Here is a 22,823-nt window from a genome sequence, read left to right on the forward strand (position 1 = left end):
TCGTGGGCGCGGTGCGGGGCGTCGCGGGCGTTGCGCTCAGCGCCCGGGTACGGCGTCGGCGGCCGTGACGCCCAGTTCGGCACGGGCCTTGGCGACCATCTCGCCGGCGTGCTGGATGCCGATGGCGGCGAGCGCTCCCTCCAGCTCGTCCAGGTCGGCGGCCGTCTCGGTCCGCGAACGGCCCTGCCGCGCAAGGGACTTGACGAGCCCGAGCCGCGCCAGGGCCTCACCGCGGGGCTCCCGCATGGCGAGGAAGGCGTCGAGCGCCTCGCGGTAGACCTCCTCGGCGTCGGCATGACGTCCGGCGCGGTACAGCACGTTGCCGCGCATCTTGCGGTTGTACGCGAGCGCGCCGACGAGCTGGACCTTCCGGCACAGGGCCTCGGCCTCGGTCAGCAGCACGAGGGCGCCCTCCGGGTCGCCCTGGGCGGAGCGCACGTCGGCCATGCCCCGCAGCGCCCAGGCGCGTCCGCGCTCGTCGCCGGCGTCCGCGGCTATGTGCGCGGCCTCCTCGAAGAGATCGAGGGCGGCGTCGAAGGAGCCGGTGTTGCGGTGCATCTGCGCGATGCCTTCGAGCGCCCACACCGTGTGCCGGGCCTCCCCGCGCCGCCGCGCCTCGGCGAGCAGTTGCTCGTGCAGTCGCCCGACGGCCTCGTAGTCGCCCTGGATGCGTCCCGTTTCGGCCAGTCCGGCCAGCGAGTAGCCGCGGGCGACGATGTCCCCGCCCTGTTCGGCGAGTTCGGCGGCGGTGGCCAGCCACCGGCGGGCCAGGGCGAGCCGGCCGCGCTGGCGCGCCAGGGTGCCGCCGCTCCACACCGCCCAGGCCATGGCGCCCCGGTCCTCGGCGCGCCGGGCCGCGCGGTAGCTGTCCTTCCAGGCCCGTTCGGCCTGGTCGACGCGGCCCAGGCGCCGGCTCGCCTCGGCGACGGCGAGGTCCGCGTGGGCCAACTCCCTTGCGCTACCGCTCCGTTCGGCCCGGTCCCGCTCGTCGACCGCCTTGGCCAGCACCTCCTCCAGCGAGGTGTTCACCGAGAGCTCGCCGAGCGACCCCTGGTACTCGGGAGCGAATGCCTTGCCGTACATGGTTGTCTCGCTTCGGATCGTGGTGTGGAGCGAGGGGCTCCACCTTTCCTCACGAAACTAGGAGACGACCGGGCCGCGCCGAGTCAGCCTCCGAGCTCATGTGCCGTACATCTGAAGGCGGACGCTCCGGCCCCGGTGTCCCTCCTCAGCGGGAGCCGGCGCACCGGCCCGGTCGGGCGCCCACGGCCCGGCCCCCGCGACCCAGGCAAGATCCGAAAGGCATGCCCTAGGATCGCGGCCGTGCCGCGCGGGGCGGCGACGTCACGTCAGGGGGAGCCATGGTCGAGGCCTTTGCCGAGTTGTCCACACCGCTCGTCGCGGATGCCTGCGTACGTCTCGGTATGGCGCTGCGCATTGCGCCGGCCGGAATCCGCGCGGTCGTGCCCGGCCACCGGGTCGCGGGGCGTGTACGGCCGGCGCGGCACTACGGCAGCGTGGATGTGTTCCTGGAGGCGTTCGGCTCGGCGCAGGCCGGCGACGTGCTGGTCGTCGACAACGGGGGCCGCACCGACGAGGCCTGCGTCGGCGACCTGACCGCCCTTGAGGCCGGGGCCTCGGGTGTGGCGGGCATCGTGGTGTGGGGCCTGCACCGCGACACTCCCGAACTCGCCGGGATCGGCCTGCCGGTGTTCAGCTACGGCAGCTACCCGCCCGGGCCGGTGCGCGTTGACGCGCAGGAGCCCGAAGCGCTCCTCAGCGCCCGCTTCGGCGCCCATCAACTGACGCGGGCGGACTATGTGTTCGGCGACGACGACGGGGTGCTGTTCGTCGCCGCCGACCACGTCGAGGAGGTGCTGGCGACGGCCCTGCGGATCCGCGCGACCGAACGCGAGCAGGCGGACCGTGTCCGCGCCGGGCTCACCCTGCGCCGGCAGACCTCGTTCGAGGACTATCTGGCCCGGCGCGCGGCCGATCCCTCGTACACCTTCCGCAGGCATCTGCGGCGCACCGGCGGGGCCATCGAGGAGTAGGGCGGCCGGCGGACCGGGCCGCCGCGCCCGGTGGCGCGGCGCGGGACCTGCACCCCCCGGACCGGGGTCAGGCGACCTCCACCGGTACGCGCAGCTCGGCACGCGGCCGGGTGTAGAGGCGGCCGCGCACCTCGCCGCGCGCCAACCGGTCCATCGCCGCCGGGAGTTCGGTGAACGGCACCTCGTGGACGACGGGCTTGAGCGCGCCGCGAGCGATCAGCTCGTACACCTCCCCCAGCTCGTCCTTGCTCGCGCCGAGCGAGCCGACGAGCTGGACGTTGCGCAGCACCAGGGAGGAGATCGGTATCGGAGCGACGGGCGCGGCCAGCCCGACGAGCACCACGCGACCGCCGGGCCGCACGACCGCCACGGCGGCGGCCACCGTCTCGGGCAGTCCCGCGAAGTCCACGACCACGTCGGGCCGTTGGGGCGCGAGCTGGTGGACGTCCTCGAAGCAGTCGGCGGCCCCCGCCTCCACCGCCGGACCGAAGGTGTCCGGGTTGACGTCGACCCCGTACACGGTCGCCCCGAGCAGCGAGGCGATGCGTACGCCGTTGAGGCCGAGGCCGCCGAGCCCTATCACGCCGACCGTCCGGCCCCGGCGGACGCCGCCGGCCGCGCGGACCGCGTGGTAGGCCGTGGCCACCGAATCGGTCGCGACGGCCGCTTCGGCGAACGTCACGTCGTCGGGGATGCGCACCAGGGTGGACACGTGGGCCAGTTCCTGTTCGGCGAACGCGCCGTCGTGCCCGACCCCGGGGGCGAAGACGGCCTCCTCCACCGGGTGCGACACGAGGGCGATGCCGACCCGGTCGCCGACCGCGAAGTCCCGCACGCCCTCGCCCACGGACGAGATCACTCCGGCGCCCTCGTGGCCCAGCGTCACCGGCGACTTGACGGTGAGGTCGCCGAGGTCCATGCCGCTCATGATGTGCAGGTCCGAGTGGCACAGACCGGCCGCCTCGATGTCGACCACCACCCACCCCGGCCCGGGCTCCGGATCCGCGACGGTCTCGATGTTGAGTGGCCGTCCCGCACCTGCGAACCGTATGGCCTTCATCGGTACATCCCCACCTTTGCACATGCGTCGCACAGTTGTTCCCTGATCTGGTGGTTGAATTCCCAAGGATCGGGCGTTTTATGCGCGTGAATCGTTTCAGCAGACGCATCATCCAGGACCGCCCCGGAACGCCGGCCGACCACCCCCTCGCACACCGACGGCGGCCCTCCCGGCGCCTGCCGGGCGGGCCGCCGTGGCGGGCGGGTCAGCTGCCGTTGACCTCCAACTCGTATATCCGGGCGGCCGGATCGCCGTTCTGGGTGGGGGTGAGGACGGTCAGCCGCACGTAGCGCGCCGAGCCCGTGACCGCGTTCGTGGTCGCGTCAGCGGTGTTGCCGCGCACCTGGGCCGCGGTGGTCCAGGTGCCGCCGTCGGCCGAGACGCTCAGGTCGTAGTCCTTGGTGTTCCACTGCGCGCTCTCGCCGCCGGCTCCGGCATGGCGCACGGTGACGGAGGTGAGGGGGTGCGAGCCGCCCAGATCGACCTGGAGCGTCTTGGCCCCGTCGGCCTTGGAGCACCACTTGTCGCCGGTGCCACCGGTGAAGCTGCCGTTGACCGCCTTGTCGGGACCCTCGGTCGCGTTGCAGGAGGCGGAGCCGGTGGCCGGCTGCCCCAGGGCGAGGTCGCGGCCCCCGCCGCCCGGCCCGTAGACCTCCAGCTCGTACACCCGGGCCGCGTCGCTTCCGCCGCCGCCGGTGTTGGCGGGGCTGGTGACCAGGAGCCGTACGTAGCGGGCCGCACGAGCGGACACCGGGTGGTAGGTACGGCTGGAGCGCGAGCCGGTGACCGTGGCCGCGGTGGTCCAGGCGGATCCGTCGGTACTGGTCTGGATCTGGAAGGCGCCGGTGTTCCAGCCGGTGTTCTCACCGCCCAGACCGGCGTGCTTGACGACGAAGGACGAGACGGTGCGGGCCGAGCCCAGGTCGACCTGGAGCGAGGGTGCGGCCGCGGCCGAGCACCACTTGCTGTTGTTCGTCAGCGAGCCGTCCACCGCCTTGTCGGCCGACTCCGCCGTGGCGCAGCTCGCCGATCCGGTGGCGGGCCTGCCGAGCGCGAGGTCGGGGCCGAGCTCCGGCGCGGTGGGCACCGGGGTGGCTCCGTCCTGGAACGACGGCGGCACGTCCGAGGCGCCGGTGCCCCAGGTGGTGCCGGGTTGGCCGCCCATCGTGTAGGAGAGGGTGGCGCCTCCCGCGACGTCGGGGTACCGCAGGTAACTGTGGCTGGTGGGCGTGCCGTTGACGCTCAGGGCCTGCACATAGGGTCCGGTCCCGGAGCTGTTGATGGTGATGTTCCCGGCCGCCCGCTGGATCACGATGGAGGGGAACTGCGGGCCGTGCAGGGCGAGGGTGTCCGCACCGGGGGTGGCGGGGTACATGCCGAGCGCGGCCCAGACGTACCAGGCGGAGGTCGCACCCAGGTCGTCGTTGCCGGGCAGCCCGCCCGCGCCGGTGGTGAACGACTCGGACATCACCTTGCGCACCGCGTCGGTGGCGCCGGCCGGATGGCGCGCGTAGTCGTAGGCCCACGGCACGCCGTGCTCGGGCTCGTTCCCTATGTAGTAATAGGGCCTGCTCTGACCGGCGTTGACCTCGGTGAAGTGGTGGTCGAGGCGCTGCACCGCGGTCTGCGGGCCGCCCATGGAGTTGATCAGGCCGGCGAAGTCGTACGGCACCATCCAGGTGTACTGCGAGGCGTTGCCCTCCGTGAAGGTGGACTGGCTCGCCGGGTCGAGCGGCCAGCTCCACGATCCGTCGCTCTTGTGCTGCTGCACGTAGGAGGACTCGGAGTTGAAGGTGTTGCGCCACCACTGGGCGCGCCCCATGTGGGTGGTGTAGCTCGACGTGTTCCCCAGCGCCTTGGCGAACTGCGCCACCGCGAAGTCGGACGCCGAGTATTCGAGCGAGTCGGAGGGGTCGTCGAGGTAGTGCTGGTCCAGGTACGCCGACTGGCGCCCGCGGATCGGACTGCCCTGGGCGGCACCGCCGTTGGACGACTTCTCCATCAGGGACAGCGCGGCCGACGTGTCGAAGTCGCGTGCCCCGAAGGCGTACATGCTGCTGACGATGATGGGGCCCGGGTCCCCCGTCATGACGAAGTCCTCGTTGGTCTGCTGCGACCATTTGGGCAGCAGCCCGCCCTGCTGGCCGTCCAGGACCATCGACTTGGCGATGTCACTGGCCTCGGTGGGCGCCATCAGCGCGATCAGCGCCGCCCAGGAGCGGTAGATGTCCCAGCCGGAGTAGTTCTGGTACACCGGCCGGGCCGAGGTGTGCACGGCGTTGTCGAAGCCCCGGTAGTCGCCGTTGACGTCACTGGAGACATTGGGGCTCTGGAGCACGTGGTAGAGCGCGGTGTAGAACTTCTGCTGTTCGGCGGTGCTCCCGCCGCTGACCTGGAGCCGGTTGAGCATCTGGTTCCAGGAGCTGTCGGCCGCCGTGCGCACCGCACCGAAGTCCCAACCGGCGTTCTCCGCCCCCACGTTGGCCTGCGCGTTCGCCACGCTCACATAGGAGAGCCCGACCTTGAACTGGACGGCGGCGTTGCTGGTGGTGTCGAAGGTGACGTAGGCGCCGGTGTTGGTGCCGGAGACGCCGGCGGAGCCGTCGCTGACGGTACCGCCCGACCAGGTGCCGAACCCGGTGGGCGTCCGGTCGAAGCGGACGTCGAAGTAGATCTGGTACGTCTTGGACGAGCCGCAGAACCCCCCGGCGGTCACGCTTCCCGTGAGTTCGCTGCCGCTGATGCGCACGCTGGCGGCGCGGTTGCCGGTGGCGCTGCGGCCGGTGCCGATGAGGAGCCGGGACGAGGTGGAGGCGGGATAGGTCAGCCTGCCCATGCCGGTGCGGGTGGTGGCGGACAGCTCGACGTCGGTGGCGTAGCGGTCCAGACGCGTCTTGTAGTAGCCGGGCCTGGCGGTCTCGTTGGCCTTGGTGTAACCCGATGCGTAACTCGTCCAGTTGGTGCCCGGCGAGCTGCTGAGTGCGCCGGTGACGGGCAGCAGCGGCAGATCCTCGTTGTTGGGGCAGCCGGCACCGTCGAAGTGGGTGAGGCTGAAGTCCTCCACGGAAGTGTCCTTGTAGCGGTAGCCGGACGGCGAGGCGGTAGGGGTGTCCGGTCCGAACTGGACGCCGCCGAAGGGCACGACGGCCCCGGGGTAGGTGCTGCCGCCGGCGCCGCCGGGCACCGGGTTCGGGGCGTTGCTGTCGTCGGTGCCGATGAACGGGTCGACGTACTGCGTCAGCGGCAGGGCCGCGGCGTGGGCGGGCACGGCGGCGGCGAGGCCGACGACGCCCAGGGCGGAGAGGGCCAGCGCGCTGAGGGCGCTGACGCATCTGGAGGCGCGAGGAAGCCGGATCGCGGATCCGGAGGGGGGCACGGAGCGGTGCACGAGGGGGACCACCTTCTCGCAAGGGACCGCTCGCCGTCCGGCGGGCGACCTCGGGACGGGGGATGCTCGGGTGCGGGACAAGGGTGCGGGGCACGGGTGTGGAACGGGGCCGCGGACGGGCGTACGGGGTGCGGCCGGCCCGGTCGGCGCATGTGAACGTTACCAATCAACTCAGGATTGTTGAGGTGTACCTGACCGCCCGTCAAGGGCACGGCCCCAATTGCGCAGCGCCTCCCCGACCCCTGACTCGTGCCACCTCCGTCGCGCGGGTAATCAGCAGTGCTGGCAATGACTTTGACTGTCCGTCAGGCCAGGAGGGTTCTGTGCCCTCCACGGCATGGGAACGTTACCAATACGGAAGACCGCCTCGGGCTGCCGCGCCCCGTCCGCCGCCGAGCACCACGCGGGCGGCCTGACATGGGGGTCCGTCTGCCATCATCGACCCGTCGCCGTGCCGGGACCCGGCACGGACCGGTCGATGAGGAGGCTCGTGAAGCGCCCGACGATGAAGGACGTGGCCCGCGCCGCCGGCGTGAGCCCGATGACCGTCTCGCGCGCGGTGTCCGGCGAACCCGGCGTCTCGCCCGACACGGCCGCTCGGGTGGAGCAGGCGATACGACAGCTCGGTTACCAGCGCAACGACAACGCCCGCAATCTGCGCCAGAAGGATCTCCGCACCTCGACCATCGGCCTGGTCGTCGACGACCTGGCCAACCCGTTCTACGCCTTGATGGCGCGCTCGGTCGAGGACGAGGCACACCGGCGCGGCTTCCTCGTCCTGGTCGGCAGCACCAATGACGAGCCGCGCCGCGAACGCGAGGTCATAGCCGCCTTCACCGCCCGGCAGGTGGACGGCATCATTCTGGTGCCGACCAACGGCGGCCACGGGTTCCTCAAGCAGCCGATGGACGGCGGCACTTGTGTGGTGTGCGTCGACCGGCCGGCCAAGGGTCTGGCCGTGGACACCGTGACCGTCGACAACCGCGCGGGCGCTGAGCGCGCCGTGAACCATCTGCTCGGGCACGGCCACCGCCGCATCGCCTATCTCGGCGACCGGTTCGACATCTGGACGCAGCGCGAGCGCCACGCCGGCTACCTCGACGCCCTCGCCTCGCACGGCATACCCGAGGATCCCGCGCTCGTCCGCCACGAGCTACGCTCCCAGTCCGACGCGGCTCGCGCCCTCGCCGAGCTGCGGGCGCTGCCCGCTCCCCCCACAGCCCTGTTCACCACCAACGACCTCATAACCATCGGCGTGATGGACGGACTGGGGCAGCCCGATCCGATCGCCCTCGTCGGGTTCGACGACTTCCCGCTCGCCGACCGGCTCAGCCCTCCGCTCAGCGTGGTCAGCCAGGACCCGGTGGCGCTCGGGGCCACGGCGGCGAACCTCCTGTTCTCCCGCATCGACGGCGACCGCTCGGCTCCCCGCTCGGTCGTCCTGCTCACCCGGCTCATCGTGCGCGGGTCGGGGGTGGGGCCGGGAGCGGGCGCGGAGTTGGGGGCGGGCGCGGAGTTGGGGTCGGGCGCGGGGCCGGGGTCAGGCGCGGGCGGCGTTGGATAGCCGCGTCGGCCGCCCGGCGCTTCACCCAAGCAGGTCGTCGGGCAGATAGGGCGACCGTACGGGGACGGCCCACCCCAGGCGGCGGGCGTGGCAGACCAGGCCCAGTACGTCCAGGTTGACGGCCGCCTCCGGACCCGTGCCGCGACTGCCCACCGTGTAGTGGGCCCGGTGTTCCTCCAGGGCGTCGGCCACGGCGAGCGCGAAGCCCGGACGGTCCCCTTCGACCAACTGGGAGAGCAGGACGATCGGTGGACGAAGGAAGCTGGGCCGGGGCGTCCGGTCCGCGGTGACGAGCGCGTGGTCCATCGCCGGCACGGGATCGACGCCGCGCAGGTAGTCGTGGAGGGCCGCGCAGTAGGCACCCCCGGGTGACGGGTGATCGCCCTCCGCGAAGAACTCGGGCGCGACGAGTACGCAGTCGGCGAGGGGGCCGCGGGCGCCGGCGATCAGGGCGAGCGCCACGGCCTGCTGCCACTGGGACGGGTTGGGCCGGTAGGGGCTGCGCCACGCCGGCAGCGTGCGGGACGTGCCACCGATGGTCACCTCCACCTCGGTGCCCGGCTCGGCCCGCGCCACCCGGAGGGCGCCCGCCCCCGCCTCGGCCCCGAGCAGCGCGGCCTCGTACGGGCGCGAGTCCTTGGGGTGCGGGGTGTTGGGGCGCGGGGCGTTGGGGCGCGGGGTGTTGGCGTGTGGGTCTGCCCGATGAAGATCCTTCCGATGTGGGTCCTTCTGATGCAGGTCCATGCGGTGCCGGTCGAGGGCGAGGTGCGCGAGCAGCAGCCCCCGCTGATCCGCCATCAGGGACGTCAGGTCCCGAGCGAGCGTCTTCGGATCCTCCGCCGGGTCGTGGAAGCGGGCCGTCTCCTGCGCCGCGAACTCCTCGTACCAGGACACGTCGGTCGGCCCTGCGGCGCCGGGTTGGTGCGGGCGGTCGACCGTCAGCGGCCCGGCGGAGAGCACGGCCATGGCGTTGGCACGCTTGTCGCGGCCATAGGCCCGTACGCGTGGAGCGCCCGGCTCGAACCCGGTGACCGGCCCGCGCGGAAGGTAGCCGGACTCGACCGGGACGTCCCAACGCTGCCATCGCAGGGCCATCGCCGTGAGCGCCATCGCGTCGAGCGGCAGCAGGCTGCGGGCTCCCGCACCGCGGACCGCGGCGCGCTCCCGGTGCTGCTCCAACTGCTCGGCGAGACCTTGGCCGAACGCCTTCTCATCGCCCGCCGCGAGGGCGCGCAGGGTGCGCAGCGCCGCGCGATGGGCGGGCCAGTCGTCTCCCTCGCCGAGCGTCGAGACCACCATGTCGATCAGCGCACACTTCTCAAGGTCCTGAACCGGACCCGGGCAGAAGCCGTCCGGCCCTTCCTCGTGGCCGAAGACATACGCCATGAGGGCGTGGACCAGCGCCACATCGGCGCGCCCCTCGTTGCCGCGCCACGGGGGTGCGGCCTCGATGAACACCTCGGCCCTGTCGTCCGCGATCCGGGCGAGGAAGGCCGGCCAGAGCGCCGCGAGCCAGTCCGACGCGCCGGTCTTCCCGTCCTGCTCCGAGCGCTCATCGCCCCGCGTGAACCCGCCGCCGTACGACACCCCGGCCCCGACGTAGTCGATGAACACCCCGAACCGCCGCCCCGGGAAAGCGGTCAGCTCCAGCGCGCCCACCGCGGCCGCGGCCGCCGACCCGAACGCCACCTCGGCGTCCCTTGCGCTCAACTCGGGCAGCCGTACGGACCGGGCCCCGAGGTAGTCGAGAAAGGCGTCGGCCACCATCCGCCAGCCCGCGGCCGGACAGGGGTCCTCCTGCATCCGGTGCACGTCCTCGGCGATCCGCTCGGCGAAGCCGGCCTCCGCTGCGGCCAACGCCGCCTCATCGATTCGATGGCGCTCGATCCACACCACTGCCTCCCGGCGAGTCCCCGTTCGATCTTGCCCTGCCAGCATAGGAAGGGGGTCTGACAACGCCTTCGGTTCGGCGGCCGTCGCCCGGCGCCGGGCGGACACCGTCCCGGTCGATGACAGGCCGCGGTGCGCCTTTGTCATCATTTGGTCACATGGGCATGCGATCGTAGGCCTGCTGACTGGCAACCGAGGTCATGAAGGTTCCGAAGTCGATTGGAAATGACCACTTCCGACGGGAACGACTTGGTGCGTTCTTGACGTCTAGGCGGCCGACAGCGCAGAGCACAGGGCGAGATCAGCAAGGCGGGCTGCACCACGTATGAACGAGAAGAACAGTGCGCAGACGGGCGGGGTCTCCGGCGCGGAGACCGGACCTGACGACGAGACCCCGGCGGCGGTGATGGACGCCGAGCGGGCGTCCGGGCCGAGGGACACCGAGGCGGCGCGGGCATCCGTTCGCCCCCAGCGCGGAGAGTCGGCGCCTGCCGCCGCCGGGGAATCGGGGAGGCCCGAGGCGTCTGATCCTGATGCCGAGTCCCTTCGCCCCGAAGGACCCAAGCCCCCTCGCCCCGAGGATCCCAACTCCCCTGGCCCCGAAGCGGATTCGGAAGCCGTTGCGGGTGCCGACGCGGATGCGGACGCACGTGTCGATGCACCTGCCGAAGCGGATGCGGAAGCACCTGCCGATAGGCGTGTCGATGCACCTGCCGAAGCGGATGCGGAAGCACCTGCCGATGGGCGTGCCGATGCGCACGGCGAAGCGCATGCCGATGCCGGCGCGGGCGCGGGCAAGTCCGCTCCGCCCGAGCGGGCCGAGCCGTCCGAGCGGGCCGAGCGGGCCGAGCGGGCCGAGCGGGCCGAGCGGGCCGAGCGGGCCGAGCGGGCCGAGCGGGCCGACAAGACGCTAATCCTCACCTCCCCGCCGTCCGGGCAGGCGCCTGCGCGCCCCGCGGAAGGCCGCCCGTCGCCCGGCCCGGACGAGGACCACACGGACGCGGCCCGCCCGAGCGACGCCGCCGGCGCCCCCGCCGACAATGTTGCTGCGAGCGCCGGCTCCGCCACTCCGCCGCGCCCCGAGCGCGCCGCGGGCGAGGAGCCGCAGCGCCCGGGCAGCGCCGACACGGCAGGGGGCGACGCATCGGCCGAACGCGCGGCCACCGCCGCCTCGGCAGCCGGGACGCCCCCCGGGGCCGCCGGACCGACCGCGCCCCAGCCGGCCCCGCAGCCCCCCACCCCCTCCTGGGCCGCCCGCAAGGAATCCGACTCCGAGCGGACCAGCGAGTTCGTCGCGCTCAAGCCGGACCTGCCGCACCCGACCACCCCGCGCCCCGCCTCCTCCCCCGCCACCGCTGCCTCGCCCGCCCCCGCCCCCGCCCCCGCTCCCCCGGCGTTCGGCAAGACCTCCGGGCGATCCGAGGTCACCCGGGAGTTCGCCGCGCCGCCGCGCGCGGAGGACGACCGCACGATGGCGCTGACCCGGCCGCCCGCCCCTGCCGCGCCGGCCCCCGTGACCGCCCCGGCGAGTGGTGACGCGGGCGGCCCGCCGCCCCCGCTCGACCTCCTCGCGCAGCTCACCAACACCCCGCCGAAGCCCGAGACCGTGGGCCGCACGGTGGGGCGCAGGATCAAGATCTGGGGCACGCTCGTCGCCCTGCTCGCCATCGTCCTGGTGGCGGTCCAGGCGCTGCGGCCACTCCCCGCGCCGGCGCTGAAGCTCACCGCCAAGCCGACCCACACCGCCGACGGCGGGGCGCTGTCGCTGCCGTGGCCGACCGAGGGCCAGGCCGTGGTGGACATCGACGGACTCGGCCGCATGGGCTCGTACGGGGAGATGCGCCCGCTGCCCATCGGCAGCGTGGCCAAGGTGATGACCTCGTACCTGATTCTGCGCGACCACCCGCTCAAGTCGGGCGACAAGGGACCCATGGTCCCCGTCGACCAGAAGGCGCAGGACGACTACACCAACGGCGTCCGCGAGAAAGAGTCCGTGGTCGAGGTCAAGACCGGGCAGCGGATCTCCGAGCGCGAGGCGCTGGAAGCGGTCATGCTGCCGTCGGCGAACAACGTGGCCCGGTTGCTGGCCCGTTGGGACGCGTCCACGGAGGAGGCGTTCATCAAGAAGATGAACGACACCGCCCAGCAGTTCGGCATGACCAACACGACGTACACCGACGCGAGCGGCCTGAAGGAGTCGACCGTCAGCACCGCCGAGGACCAGGTGAAGCTCGCCAAGCGCGCCATGGCGGACCCGGTGTTCCGGCAGATCGCCAAGCTGCCGGCGTACACCTCGACGACGACGTCCGGCGGCGGCACCGTCGAGACGTCCAGGACGCAGCGCAACTTCAACAAGCTCGTGCCGCTGTACGGCGTCGTGGGCATCAAGACGGGTTCCACGACCAAGGCCGGCGGCAACCTCCTGTTCGCGGCCGAGCGGACGGTCGGCGACACCAAGCAGCTGATCATCGGAGCCGTGTTCGGCCAGCACAGGCCGAACATCATCGAGACCGCCACGGCGGCCAGCAAGAACCTCATCCTCGCGGCGGGCAAGGCGCTCAGGAACGAGACGGTGGTGAAGAAGGGCGACGTGGTCGGGCAGGTGGAGGACGGCCTCGGCGGTACGGTCCCGGTCGTCGCGACCAAGGACCTGAGCGTGCCCGTCTGGTCCGGCGCTTCGGTGACCATCGGCCTGACCGACGGCGGCAAGGCACTGCCGCACACGGCGAAGGCCGGCACGCAGGTCGGCACGCTGACCGTGGGCACCGGCACGGGTGAGGTGAAGGTTCCCGTCGCGCTCAAGGGCGATCTGGCCGAGCCGTCGTTCGGCGCGAAGCTCACCCGCCTCGGCTGACCCGCGGCGGCACCGTCCGGCACCCGGCCCGCTCGGCGGTCAACGTGTGCGCGGGACGGGGAAGTTGGGGCGGCGGGCTCGCTGTCAGTGGCGCCCGGCAGGATGGTGGGCGGGCCGAACGGCGGGCGCGCAGGTCCGTGTGCCCGGCGAGGGGTCGGCCCGGTACGTCCGACGAGGGAGTCCGTGATGACGGCCAGGTTCAGGTTCGGAGCAGGAGCAGGAGCAAGGGAGAGGGGCACCGCGTCCGGGGGCGGGGGGTGGCCGTCGGCGCTGCCGCTCGCGGCGGGGCTGCTCACCGCGACGGTTGCCCTGTACATGGCGCTCGTCGCCTTCGGCAACATCACCGACTTCGACACCAACCGGCAGTTCGTCCAGCACGTCCTGGCGATGGACACCACGTTCAAGGACCCGGATCTGATGTGGCGGGCCATCACGTCCAGAGCCCTTCAGGACATCGCGTACGTCCTGATCATCATCTGGGAGTCGGTGGCGGCCCTGGTCCTGGTCGTGGCCTCCGTGGGCTGGGCCCGCGGGCTGCGCGGCGGGGCGGCCGGGCCGGCCCGCGCGCGCCGGCTGGCCACGGTGGGGCTGGTGATGGTGCTGCTGCTCTTCGGGGCGGGGTTCATCGCGGTCGGCGGCGAGTGGTTCGCGATGTGGCAGTCGAAGTCGTGGAACGGCCTGGACGCGGCGGCCCGCAACTTCATGATGGCGGGCGTCGTCCTGGTGATCGTCCATCTGCCGGGCGCCAACTCCCGTACAGAACAGGGGAGTTGACGTCCCGGTGACGACGGTTCCCGGCCAATGCGCCGGGGCGCCGCCTTGAGAACAGACGGAGGCGGTCGGCGTTTCCGACGAACAAGGTGCATAATGCATGTGTAGCCCTTCGCGCGTCCCCCGTCGCGAAGGGCTACACCTGCGTGCCACGGCCGCGCACCCTAGGCGCGCCAAGCGCGCAGGGCACAGCAGCCTCCCGAGCAAGGAACTCCCCTCGTGGCTCCCTGTTCGTGTTTTTTCGAGTTAACAGTGACGTAGAGTGTTTCCGCAAGTCCGGTTCCGCTGACGGATCGAGATGCTCCGTTTTGTCGTCGTCGGCAGTGGCCGACAGCCTCCCCGGCTGCCGGGCCGCTGTACCAAGGTCGGTTAAAGTACGAATCCGTTGACCGAATCGAGCAACGCACATCGTCGGACAGCGCATGAGCGGCGGACGTGGACGTGGGGACCCTGATGGACAGCGGCGAAGAGCGCACTCCCGAGCTGACGACGTTGCAGCAGAAGGTCGAGTACATGGTCGAGAAGACCTTCCCCGGCGAGAAGATCTCGGGCCGCGTCTTCGCCGATCTCGTCAAGGAGCGCGGCGGATCGCTCTCGCACAGCTATTTCTCCAACATCCTCGCCGGCAAGGTGACCCACCCGTCCGAAGAGATCCTCAAGGCGCTCGGGCTCGGTTTCGGCGTCGACTGGCGCTTCTTCAAGGACGAGTCCGAGGTGGTGGACGACGTCGTGTCCGGGCTCCAGTTCCTGGCCAAGCGGCGCACCGGGGAGATCAGCGGCCTGGCCGGGCGCGGCGTCGACGACGACGGCCTGGACCCGGAGTTGCTCCAGTTCGTGCTGTCCCTCCTGGAGGACAACAAGGACGGCGGGGACGGGCAGGGCTCCGATCCCGCGGCGGGCCCGGGCGGGCAGTCCGGGTAGCGGGCACCGCGTGTTCATGACCATTGGCTAAGATCGCAGATCGCATGTCACACACGCGTGACTACGATCAAGAGGTCTCAATGTCCATGCGCGAGCTGCGGCGAGAGTGCGAAGCCGGCCTGGCGGATCTGCCGATCCCGGCCCCGTTCAGCATTCCGGGTCTGGTGGCCAACATGGAAAAGGCCCGGGGCCGCACCATCGTGCTGCACGAACTCCCCGACCGCCTCGCCCGCGTGAACGCCGCGTGCGGACTTCGCCTCAAGTCGGGGGGCACCAGTTTCGTGCTCTACCGGCGTCGGCCCACCGCGTACCAGACGCAGCACGTCATCCTGCACGAGCTGTGCCACGAGTGGTTCGACCACGGCACCACCCTCGACGCCGAGCAGTTGCGCCGGCTCCTCCCCGTCTTCAACGCCTCGCTGATCAAGCGCGTCCTCGTGTCCGACGAGCCGCCCCCCGGACCGGCCGAGCCCGCCGCCGAGGAGGAACCGGACGGTCTTCCGCCGGAGGTCACGGAGGCGTTCCGCTCCGGCGGCCCCCTTCAGGCACGGGCGCAGTACGACACCCACGACGAGCGGATCGCCGAGTTCGGGGCCTCGCTGATCCCCCGCATGGCGCGTGACGTGACGAGCGACGACATGGTCGGACGGCTCGCCAACTCCCTCTCCCGGCCCGTCGCCCACCGGCGCCGCGGCTTCTTCCGCCGCTCATAGCCCGCGATGCCCGGCCCTCCCGCGCTCCCCCTCCCGCCCCCTCCCCGCCCCTCACCGTCCCCGAGGAATCCCCGTGACCGCGCTTGACCTAGCCGGCTATCTCATAGCCGGCCTGATGACTGCCGTAGCCCTGTGGCGCATGCCCGCGGCGCTCTGGGGCGACGAGGAGGACAAGCGCCGGCGTGCCCTGTGGGGCTGCTACGCCGGCTTCGCCATCGCCCTGTGGACCAAGACGAAGGTCGTCCGGATCGGGCTCAACAGCAGCCCGGTCGTGGATCTCGCCGTACTGATCAAGCACTACACGGCCACCATCGCGATCCTCGCCATCCTGAGCTACATCGTGGCCATCTACGGGCACTTCCCGGAGGACGGCGTCATCCCCCGGCACGTCCGGTTCGCGCGCATGATCCAGCAGGTGGCAGCCAAGGCGTCCGTCGCCACCCTGATCCTGCTGACCGTCCTCTTCTTCACCGTCGTCGACCGCTCCTACGCCTCGGACCGGTTCGTCTCCGACCACGCCGGGCAGTGGGGCGCCACGCTCTACATGAGCGTGTTCTACCTGTACTTGGGGGCCGCGTCCGCCGTCTGCGCCTACCAGTGGGCGCTGGCGACCCTCGGCGCCGCGGCCCGGCATCTGCGCATCGGCCTCGGCATGATGACCTTCGCCATGTTCATCGGCGTCGGCTACACCGTGAGCCGGACGCTGTTCCTGTGGGTCAGCGTCGTCGACCGGCCGAGCCCGGCCTTCGCCCTGAAGTTCGACGAGGTCACCGAGGCGGCCCAGGTCGTCCTGTTCGCGTTCTTCGCCCTCGGCGCCTCCCTCCCCGCCTTCAGCAAGGGCTGGCGCCGGGTCAGGCTGTGGCGGGCACAGGCCCGGCTCCACCCGCTGTGGCGGGAGCTGATGACCGCCTTCCCCGACCAGCCCTTCGAGCCGCCCGCCTCCCTCACCCGCGAACTGACCCGCTTCGGCACCCCGGCCGACCTGCGCATCGACCGCTGGGCGGCCGACATCGCCGACGCCGTCGAGAAGCTGCGCCACTACGTGCCGGACGGTCTGCTGACCGCCGCCCAGCGGGCCGCCGCCGACGACAGCCCGAAGGCGGAGGGCTCCGGGCCGCTGGCCGAGGCGTACTGGATCAAGGCGGCCCTCGCCGCCAAGGCCGGTGGCGCGGCGGCGGGCGACGCCGCGGCCGTCGAGACCAAGCACGCCACCGACCAGGACGGCGAGGTCGCCTGGCTGGTACGGGTGGCCGCCGCCTACCGCACCGTCAGCGGCGACCGGGCCCGTGACGTACTGAACTCCCTGGAGAAGACCGCGTGAGCGACACCCTGACCGAGGCCGGCGACCGCAGGACGGCCGCGGCCCGCACCATCACCGACGTACTGCAACCCCGCAACGTCCTGCTCGCCGGGATGCTCGGGATCGGTCTTGCCGCCGCGGGCGACTGGACCGGTCTGCTGTGGGGACTGCTCGGCGCGCTGTGCGCGGGGCTCGTCCCGGCCGGGTACATCGAATGGGAACGCAAGCGCGGCACCTGGGGCGACCGGCACGTCGTGGACCGCACCAAGCGGGCGCCGATCTTCTTCGTCATCCTCGGCTCGATCGGGGCCGGTTCGGTCGTCATGGTGCTCGGGAACGCTCCGGTCGGCATTCTGACCGCGATGCTGGCCCTGTGGGTGATGACGATCTTCCTGCTGGCCGTGAACACGGTCTGGAAGATCTCGGTGGACTCCGCCGTCGCCTCGGCGGTCGTCGCCCTGCTCGCGGTGGTGCACTCCCCGTGGTGGCTGCTGGCCTACGCGGTCACCGTGATGGTGTGCTGGTCGCGGGTCGCCCTGATCTATCACACGGTCATGCAGACCGTCGCGGGCGGCGCGCTGGGCGCGGCCACGGCGACGGCGTTCCTCTTCGTCTGAGCGGCCGGGACGCACCCCGATCCGGCCGGTCCGGGTCAGGGGAAGCGGACCGTCACGGTGAGGCCGCCGCCGGGGTTCGCCCGGGCGCCGGCCGCACCGCCGTGGGCCCGGGCGATGGAGGCGACGAGCGCGAGGCCCAGCCCCGCGCCCTCGCCGGGCGCGTGCCGGCGTTCGTTGAGGCGGCGGAACGGTTCGAAGAGGTCGGCCACGGCGTCCGCCGGGACCATGGGGCCCGTGTTCGTGACGCGGAGCGTACGGTCACCCGCGTCCACGGTGATGTGCAGGGAGCCGTCGCGGTGGTTGTAGCGCAGCGCGTTGCCGATGAGGTTGCGGACCAGGTGGGTGAGGAGCACGGGGTCGCCCTCGACGGTGAGGGGTTCGAGGGCGGTCGTCAGAGTGATGCCCCGTTCGTCCGCCTGCTCCTGGTGGGCCTCGGCGACGGCGGCCACGCTGTCGTCCAGGGCCACGGACTCGTGGTGATCCAGGCCCTGGTCGGAGGCGGCCAGCAGGAGCAGCGACTCGATCAAGTGCTCACTGCTGTCGGCCACTTGGAGGAGTTCGTCACGGATCCACCTGATCCGCTCCGGGTCGGGGTCCACGAGGCCGATCTCGGCTGCGGCCCGCTGCACCGCGAGCGGGGTGCGCAGTTCGTGGGCGGCGTTGGCGGCGAACCTGCGCTGTGCGCTGACGAGTTGCTCGATACGGTCCAGCATCTGGTCGAAGGTGTCGGCCAGTTGTTTGAGCTCACCCGGCGGGCCGTTGAGGTCGATGCGCTGATGAAGGTTCTCGCCGGACAGCTTGCGCGCCGTCGCGGTGATGAGACCTACCGGGCGCAGCACCCGGCCCGCCATCCACCAGGCGAGGAGGACCGACAGCACGGCGAAGGCGGCGAGGGCGATTCCGGAGACGGTCAGCAGCCGGTTCATGGTGGTGGCCGCGACGACCTGTACGACCTGGGTCTGGGCGTACTTGCCCGCCTGCGGGGAGGACACGAGGGCTCCGGGCGGGATCGCGTCGGGCCGCGAGGGGATCCGGCCGCCCGGCACCACGCCCGTGAAGGCACTGCCGATGCGGCTGTCCAGGCCGTACTGCACGAAGGCGTAGATCACCCCGACCAGGACGCACCCGGCGAGCAGCAGCAGCCCGCCGTACAGGGCGGTCAGGCGGGCGCGTTCGGTGGCGGGGACGAGCCGTCGGATCATCGCGCGGCCCGCCGGGTGCCGGGGGCGCCGTCGGGGGTGCGGGCGATGCGGTAGCCGGCGCCGGGCACGGTGTCGATGGCGGGCGGATCGCCGAGCTTGGCGCGCAGCCGGCTGAGGGTGACCCGCACCGGGTTGGTGTCGTACCCGGCGCCCTCCTCCCACACCTGCTCGATCAGATCCTCGCCGCTGACCACTCCCCCGTCGGCCCGCAGCAGCGCCTCAAGCACGGCGAACTCCTTGCGCGTCAAGGCGAGTTGGGTGCCGTTGCGACGGGCCTGGCGGCGGGCGGTGTCCAAAACGATGCCCGCCCGCTCGATCACCGGAGGCAGTGCGGGACGCGCGCGGCGGCCGAGGGCGAGGACACGGGCCAGGAGTTCGTCGTACGCGAACGGCTTGGTGAGGTAGTCGTCGGCGCCGAGCCCGAGGCCCTCGACCCGGTCGCGGACGGCGCCGGAGGCGGTGAGCATCAGCACCCGGGTGAGCAGGCCCTCCGACACCACCGTGCGGCAGACCTCGTCGCCGTGCAGGCCCGGCAGGTCCCGGTCGAGTACGACCACGTCGTAGTCGCCCAGCCGTAGTTTGCGCAGGCCGGTGAGACCGTCGAGGGCGACGTCCACCGCGATGGCGTCGCGGCGCAGGCCCTCGGCAATCATCGTGGCCAGGAACGCCTCGTCTTCCACCACCAGTACGCGCATGCCCCCTGTCTACCGGAAGGGGACCTTTCGCCGTTGTTACGCGGGGCTGCCATCGGGCGGCGTGCCCTTCGGGGTCGCTGGGTCGCCGGGTCGGGGCCACCGGGCCGCCGGGTCGCCGGGTCGCCGAGCTTGTAAGGGAAACGAAACAGCGGGTTCCTGGACGCTCTCCCCGGCCGTGTCGCACGGCCGGCCGCGCGCAGCCGTGCGGCGGCCACGCAGGTCCGCGAGGAGAGAAACGATGAGGAACCACCGGCTCACCCTGATTCTGGCTTCCGGTATGGCGGGACTCGCCCTGTTCGCCTCCGGCTGCTCCGGCTCGTCCGGCGGCGGCTCGGACAGCGGATCGGGCTCATCCGACCCGGACTCCGGCGGCGGCTCCGGCTCGGGCTCCGGCTCGGGCTCCGGCGGGGACTCCGCGGCCGCCGACAAGGCGCAGGCGCTGCGCGGCTGCCTGCGCAAACAGGGCATGGACGTGCCCGACCTCAAGCCGGGCGAGAACCCGAACTCCCAGGTGCTCTCGCCGCCGCAGGGCGCGTCGGCGGACAAGTGGAACCAGGCGCTCAACGCCTGTGGGTCCGGAGTCCAGGGCGGCGGGGGCTCGGGCGCACCGGATCCGGCACGCCAGGACCAGCAGGTCAAGATCGCGCAGTGTCTGCGGGGCAAGGGCTTCGACATGCCCGATCCGAAGGTCGAGGGCAATCACAGCAGTGGCTTCAAGATTCCCGAAGGGGCCGACCGCGACGCGTTCATGAAGGCCCTCAACGAGTGCGCCGCATGAGGCGGCGGACGGTGATCGCGGCAGTGGTGACCGCGGCGGCCGTCACCGGCGGCGGCTTCGCCGTCACGGGTCTCGCCCAGCCCGGATCCGAGCACTCCGCGCACCGGCGGACCGGACTCCCGCCCGCCACCGCGCCCATCGAACAGGGCGACCTGGTGAGCAGCACCAGCGTGGACGGCACGCTCGGCTACTCCGGCGAGAGCAGGCTCAACGCCGGCGCCGGCGGCACGCTGACCTGGGTCGCGAGCGCCGGCTCCACCGTGCAGCGGGGCGGCAGGCTGTACGCCGTCGACGGCAAGGACGTCCGGCTGATGTACGGGACCGAGCCGATGTACCGGGTCCTCAAGAGCGGTGACAAGGGCAGCGACGTACGGCAGTTGAAGGCGAACCTGCGGGCCCTCGGACACGGCGCCGGGCTCGCGGACGACGGGACGTTCACCCCGGGCACCGTGGAGGCGGTCAAGCGGTGGCAGCAGGCGAACGGTCTGGCGCGCAGCGGACAGGTGGGTCCGGAGCAGATCGCGTTCGCCGCCGGGCCGGTGCGGGTGCGGAGCGCGGACGCGGCGGTCGGCGACCGTACCGCTCCGGGGCAGAAGCTCCTCACCACGACCGGTTCCGACCGGGTCGTCCAGCTCCGGCTGAAGGTGTCCGACGCGGCGCTGGCCAGGGAAGGGAGCAAGGTGGGCGTGGAGCTGCCGGACGGCACGACCGCATCCGGCACGGTGTCGTCGGTCGGCGCGACCGCGCAGGCGGGCGACGACCCGAGCGACAAGACACCGCGGATCGCCGTCACCGTCACCTTCGACGACGCCGCGAGGGTCAAGGGCATCGACAAGTCCCCGGCGACGGTGAAGCTCAGCGGCGAGACGCGCAAGAACGTGCTGAGCGTGCCGGTCGCGGCCCTGCTCGCGCTGGACGACGGGTCGTTCGGCGTGCAGGTGGTCGAGGACGGCGCGGCGCGCGAGGTGAAGGTGGCTCTCGGCATGTTCGCGCAGGGCCGCGTCGAGATATCCGGCGCGGGACTGCGCGCGGGACTGCGGGTCGGGGTGCCGTCGTCATGAGCGCTGACCCGACCGAACCGCCCGTGGTCGCCCTGGCCGGTGTGACCAAGGAGTATCCGGGAGGGGTCGCCGCACTGCGCGGGGTGGACCTCACCGTCCGGCGCGGCGAGCTGCTCGCGATCGTCGGGCCCTCCGGCTCCGGCAAGTCCACCCTGCTGCACATCGTGGGGACCCTGGACCTGCCGACCGCCGGGTCCGTCAGCATCGCGGGCCATGACGCGGCCCTGCTCGGCGACCGTGCGCTGTCGGCGCTGCGGGCCCAGCACATCGGCTTCGTCTTCCAGGCCTTCCACCTGGTGCCGGGCATCAGTGCCCAGGACAACGTGGCCGAGGGGCTCCTCTACTCCGGCCTCGGGCGCACCGAGCGCCGGCGCAGGGCGGCCGTCGCCCTGGAGCGGGTCGGGCTCGCGGACCGCCTGGAGCACCGGCCCCACGAGCTGTCCGGCGGGCAGAAGCAGCGGGTGGCCATCGCCCGCGCGGTCGTCGGCGAACCCGACCTGCTGCTCGCCGACGAACCCACGGGCGCGCTGGACTCGGCGTCGGGCGAAGCCGTGATGGAGCTCATCCACGAACTCAACCAGGAGGGCGCCACCATCGCCGTGATCACCCATGACACGGACATCGCCGCCCGGCTGCCCCGGCAGGTGCGGATCCGGGACGGCCGGGTCGTCGAGGACAGCGGCCCCCGGGGCGTGCGGCGGCCGGCCGACTCCGGTGGCGGAGCCGCCACCGCGTTGCCGAAGGACGCCCGGTGAGCGGGCGGCCGGCGCTCAGGCCGGCCCGGCTCGGTCCGCGCGACGTCCTGCACACCGGCGCCGCGGGGATGCGCAGCCGCCCCCTGCGGGTGGTGCTGTCCGCGCTCGGTATCGCGATCGGCATCGCCACGATGATCGCGGTGGTGGGCATCTCGGCCTCCAGCAAGGAGCAGCTGCTCAGGGAACTCGACAAGCTCGGCACCAACATGCTGGTGGCCACGCCCGGTACGGATCTGCTGACCGGAAAGCCGGTCCCGATGGCGAAGGACGCGGCCGGACGGGTGGGGCGGATCGCCGGCGTCGAGCACGTCGGTGCGACGGGTACGCTGCCCGTGACCGTCCGGCGGTCGGAGAAGATCCCCGACACGATCACCGGCGGCATCCAGGTCCAGGCCGCCACCGACGGCCTCCTCACCACCCTGCGCGCCACTCTGCGGAGCGGGACCTTCCTCAACTCCGCCACGGGTGCGTACCCGTCGGTCGTGCTGGGCGACGTGGCCGCGGCGCGGCTGGGCATCACCTCTCCGGGCCAGCAGGTGTTCATCGCCGGGCAGTACTTCACCGTGCTCGGCATTCTGGACCCGCTCCCGCTGACGCCAGAGATCGCCCGTTCGGCGCTGGTGGGCTGGGACGTCGCGGCGAGCCGGCTCGGTTTCGACGGCCACCCCACCGCCGTGTACGAACGCTCGGCGGACGCCTCGGTCGACCGCGTGCACGATCTCATCGCCCGCACGATCTCGCCGCAGACACCGCGCGACGTCGACGTGAGCGACCCCTCCTCCGGCCTCCAGGCGAAGGCCGCCACCGAGGGTGCTTTCAGCAGTCTGCTGCTCGGGCTCGGCGGGGTGGCGCTCCTCGTCGGCGGGGTGGGCGTGGCCAACACGATGATCATCTCGGTGCTCGAACGCCGTTACGAGATCGGTCTGCGCCGCTCCATCGGCGCGACCAGGGGGCAGATCAGGGGCCAGTTCGTCACGGAGTCGCTGCTGCTCTCCGGGCTCGGTGGCGCGGTCGGCATCGTGCTCGGGGCCGCGGCGACGGCGGTCTACTCGATGTCGAGCGGCGTTCCCTGGGTGCTCCCGCTCTGGGCGGTCGCGGGCGGCTTCGGTGCCACCCTGGTGATCGGCACGGTGGCCGGGCTGTATCCGGCCGTCCGCGCCGCACGGCTCTCGCCCACCCTGGCACTGCACTCCGCCTGAC

The 22,823-nt window shown here is 72.2% G+C and carries 18 protein-coding genes; 12 read left to right on the plus strand and 6 right to left on the minus strand.

The window, feature by feature from the left end:
- Positions 1-36: 36 nt before the first annotated feature.
- Positions 37-1,083 (minus strand): tetratricopeptide repeat protein, encoded by a 1,047-nt coding sequence (locus tag ACGF3I_RS01775; protein WP_393128510.1) that lies wholly within the window; start codon positions 1,081-1,083, stop codon positions 37-39.
- 278 nt (positions 1,084-1,361) lie between these two features.
- Here ACGF3I_RS01775 and ACGF3I_RS01780 point away from each other — a divergent pair, with 278 nt between their 5' ends.
- Positions 1,362-2,054: an RraA family protein gene (locus ACGF3I_RS01780; protein ID WP_393128511.1), complete on the plus strand. Its 693-nt coding sequence runs from the start codon at positions 1,362-1,364 to the stop codon at positions 2,052-2,054.
- Positions 2,055-2,121: 67 nt separating this feature from the next.
- Here ACGF3I_RS01780 and ACGF3I_RS01785 read toward each other — a convergent pair whose 3' ends face one another.
- Positions 2,122-3,114, minus strand: coding sequence for a zinc-binding dehydrogenase (locus ACGF3I_RS01785; RefSeq protein ID WP_393128512.1), 993 nt, complete (start codon positions 3,112-3,114; stop codon positions 2,122-2,124).
- Positions 3,115-3,319: 205 nt separating this feature from the next.
- On the minus strand, positions 3,320-6,502 hold the full coding sequence (locus ACGF3I_RS01790; protein WP_393128513.1) for a GH92 family glycosyl hydrolase: 3,183 nt from the start codon (positions 6,500-6,502) through the stop codon (positions 3,320-3,322).
- A gap of 490 nt (positions 6,503-6,992) precedes the next feature.
- Here ACGF3I_RS01790 and ACGF3I_RS01795 point away from each other — a divergent pair, with 490 nt between their 5' ends.
- A complete protein-coding gene (locus ACGF3I_RS01795) occupies positions 6,993-8,066 on the plus strand; it encodes a LacI family DNA-binding transcriptional regulator (RefSeq protein WP_393128514.1) in 1,074 nt (357 codons plus the stop codon).
- Between the two features lie 21 nt (positions 8,067-8,087).
- Here ACGF3I_RS01795 and ACGF3I_RS01800 read toward each other — a convergent pair whose 3' ends face one another.
- Positions 8,088-9,923 (minus strand): immunity 49 family protein, encoded by a 1,836-nt coding sequence (locus tag ACGF3I_RS01800; protein ID WP_393128515.1) that lies wholly within the window; start codon positions 9,921-9,923, stop codon positions 8,088-8,090.
- A gap of 358 nt (positions 9,924-10,281) precedes the next feature.
- Here ACGF3I_RS01800 and ACGF3I_RS01805 point away from each other — a divergent pair, with 358 nt between their 5' ends.
- The 6 genes from ACGF3I_RS01805 (at position 10,282) to ACGF3I_RS01830 (ending at position 17,132) form a co-directional block, all read left to right on the plus strand.
- Positions 10,282-12,810, plus strand: a complete 2,529-nt coding sequence (locus ACGF3I_RS01805; protein ID WP_393128516.1) for a hypothetical protein — start codon at positions 10,282-10,284, stop codon at positions 12,808-12,810.
- A 186-nt stretch (positions 12,811-12,996) separates the two neighbouring features.
- On the plus strand, positions 12,997-13,584 hold the full coding sequence (locus ACGF3I_RS01810) for a DUF2165 domain-containing protein (protein ID WP_393128517.1): 588 nt from the start codon (positions 12,997-12,999) through the stop codon (positions 13,582-13,584).
- Between the two features lie 450 nt (positions 13,585-14,034).
- The gene (locus ACGF3I_RS01815; protein WP_393129094.1) at positions 14,035-14,502 is read left to right on the plus strand and encodes a hypothetical protein; all 468 of its coding nucleotides are present in this window, start codon (positions 14,035-14,037) and stop codon (positions 14,500-14,502) included.
- Between the two features lie 80 nt (positions 14,503-14,582).
- Positions 14,583-15,215: a toxin gene (locus ACGF3I_RS01820; protein WP_393129095.1), complete on the plus strand. Its 633-nt coding sequence runs from the start codon at positions 14,583-14,585 to the stop codon at positions 15,213-15,215.
- A 73-nt stretch (positions 15,216-15,288) separates the two neighbouring features.
- On the plus strand, positions 15,289-16,536 hold the full coding sequence (locus tag ACGF3I_RS01825; RefSeq protein ID WP_393128518.1) for an MAB_1171c family putative transporter: 1,248 nt from the start codon (positions 15,289-15,291) through the stop codon (positions 16,534-16,536).
- A gap of 92 nt (positions 16,537-16,628) precedes the next feature.
- Positions 16,629-17,132: a hypothetical protein gene (locus tag ACGF3I_RS01830; protein WP_393129096.1), complete on the plus strand. Its 504-nt coding sequence runs from the start codon at positions 16,629-16,631 to the stop codon at positions 17,130-17,132.
- Between the two features lie 35 nt (positions 17,133-17,167).
- Here ACGF3I_RS01830 and ACGF3I_RS01835 read toward each other — a convergent pair whose 3' ends face one another.
- Both ACGF3I_RS01835 and ACGF3I_RS01840 read right to left on the minus strand, forming a co-directional pair.
- Positions 17,168-18,334, minus strand: a complete 1,167-nt coding sequence (locus ACGF3I_RS01835) for a sensor histidine kinase (protein ID WP_393128519.1) — start codon at positions 18,332-18,334, stop codon at positions 17,168-17,170.
- Positions 18,331-19,029, minus strand: coding sequence for a response regulator transcription factor (locus ACGF3I_RS01840; RefSeq protein WP_393128520.1), 699 nt, complete (start codon positions 19,027-19,029; stop codon positions 18,331-18,333). The genes ACGF3I_RS01835 and ACGF3I_RS01840 overlap by 4 nt, the downstream gene beginning before the upstream one ends.
- Positions 19,030-19,267: 238 nt before the next feature.
- Between ACGF3I_RS01840 and ACGF3I_RS01845 the strand changes: the two genes are divergently transcribed.
- Genes ACGF3I_RS01845 through ACGF3I_RS01860 form a run of 4 tightly spaced genes read left to right on the plus strand, consistent with a single transcriptional unit; the run spans position 19,268 to position 22,822 of the window.
- Complete coding sequence (locus ACGF3I_RS01845; protein WP_393128521.1) at positions 19,268-19,807, plus strand: hypothetical protein; 540 nt, start codon at positions 19,268-19,270, stop codon at positions 19,805-19,807.
- Entirely contained in the window at positions 19,804-20,868 is a 1,065-nt protein-coding gene (locus ACGF3I_RS01850) for a peptidoglycan-binding protein (protein WP_393128522.1), read from the plus strand. The genes ACGF3I_RS01845 and ACGF3I_RS01850 overlap by 4 nt, the downstream gene beginning before the upstream one ends.
- Entirely contained in the window at positions 20,865-21,623 is a 759-nt protein-coding gene (locus ACGF3I_RS01855; RefSeq protein ID WP_393128523.1) for an ABC transporter ATP-binding protein, read from the plus strand. The genes ACGF3I_RS01850 and ACGF3I_RS01855 overlap by 4 nt, the downstream gene beginning before the upstream one ends.
- A complete protein-coding gene (locus ACGF3I_RS01860) occupies positions 21,620-22,822 on the plus strand; it encodes an ABC transporter permease (protein ID WP_393128524.1) in 1,203 nt (400 codons plus the stop codon). Before ACGF3I_RS01855 ends, ACGF3I_RS01860 begins: the two co-directional genes overlap by 4 nt.
- Position 22,823 lies beyond the last annotated feature (1 nt).

Source organism: Streptomyces sp. NPDC048111 (genome assembly GCF_043202815.1).
Taxonomy (GTDB): domain Bacteria; phylum Actinomycetota; class Actinomycetes; order Streptomycetales; family Streptomycetaceae; genus Streptomyces.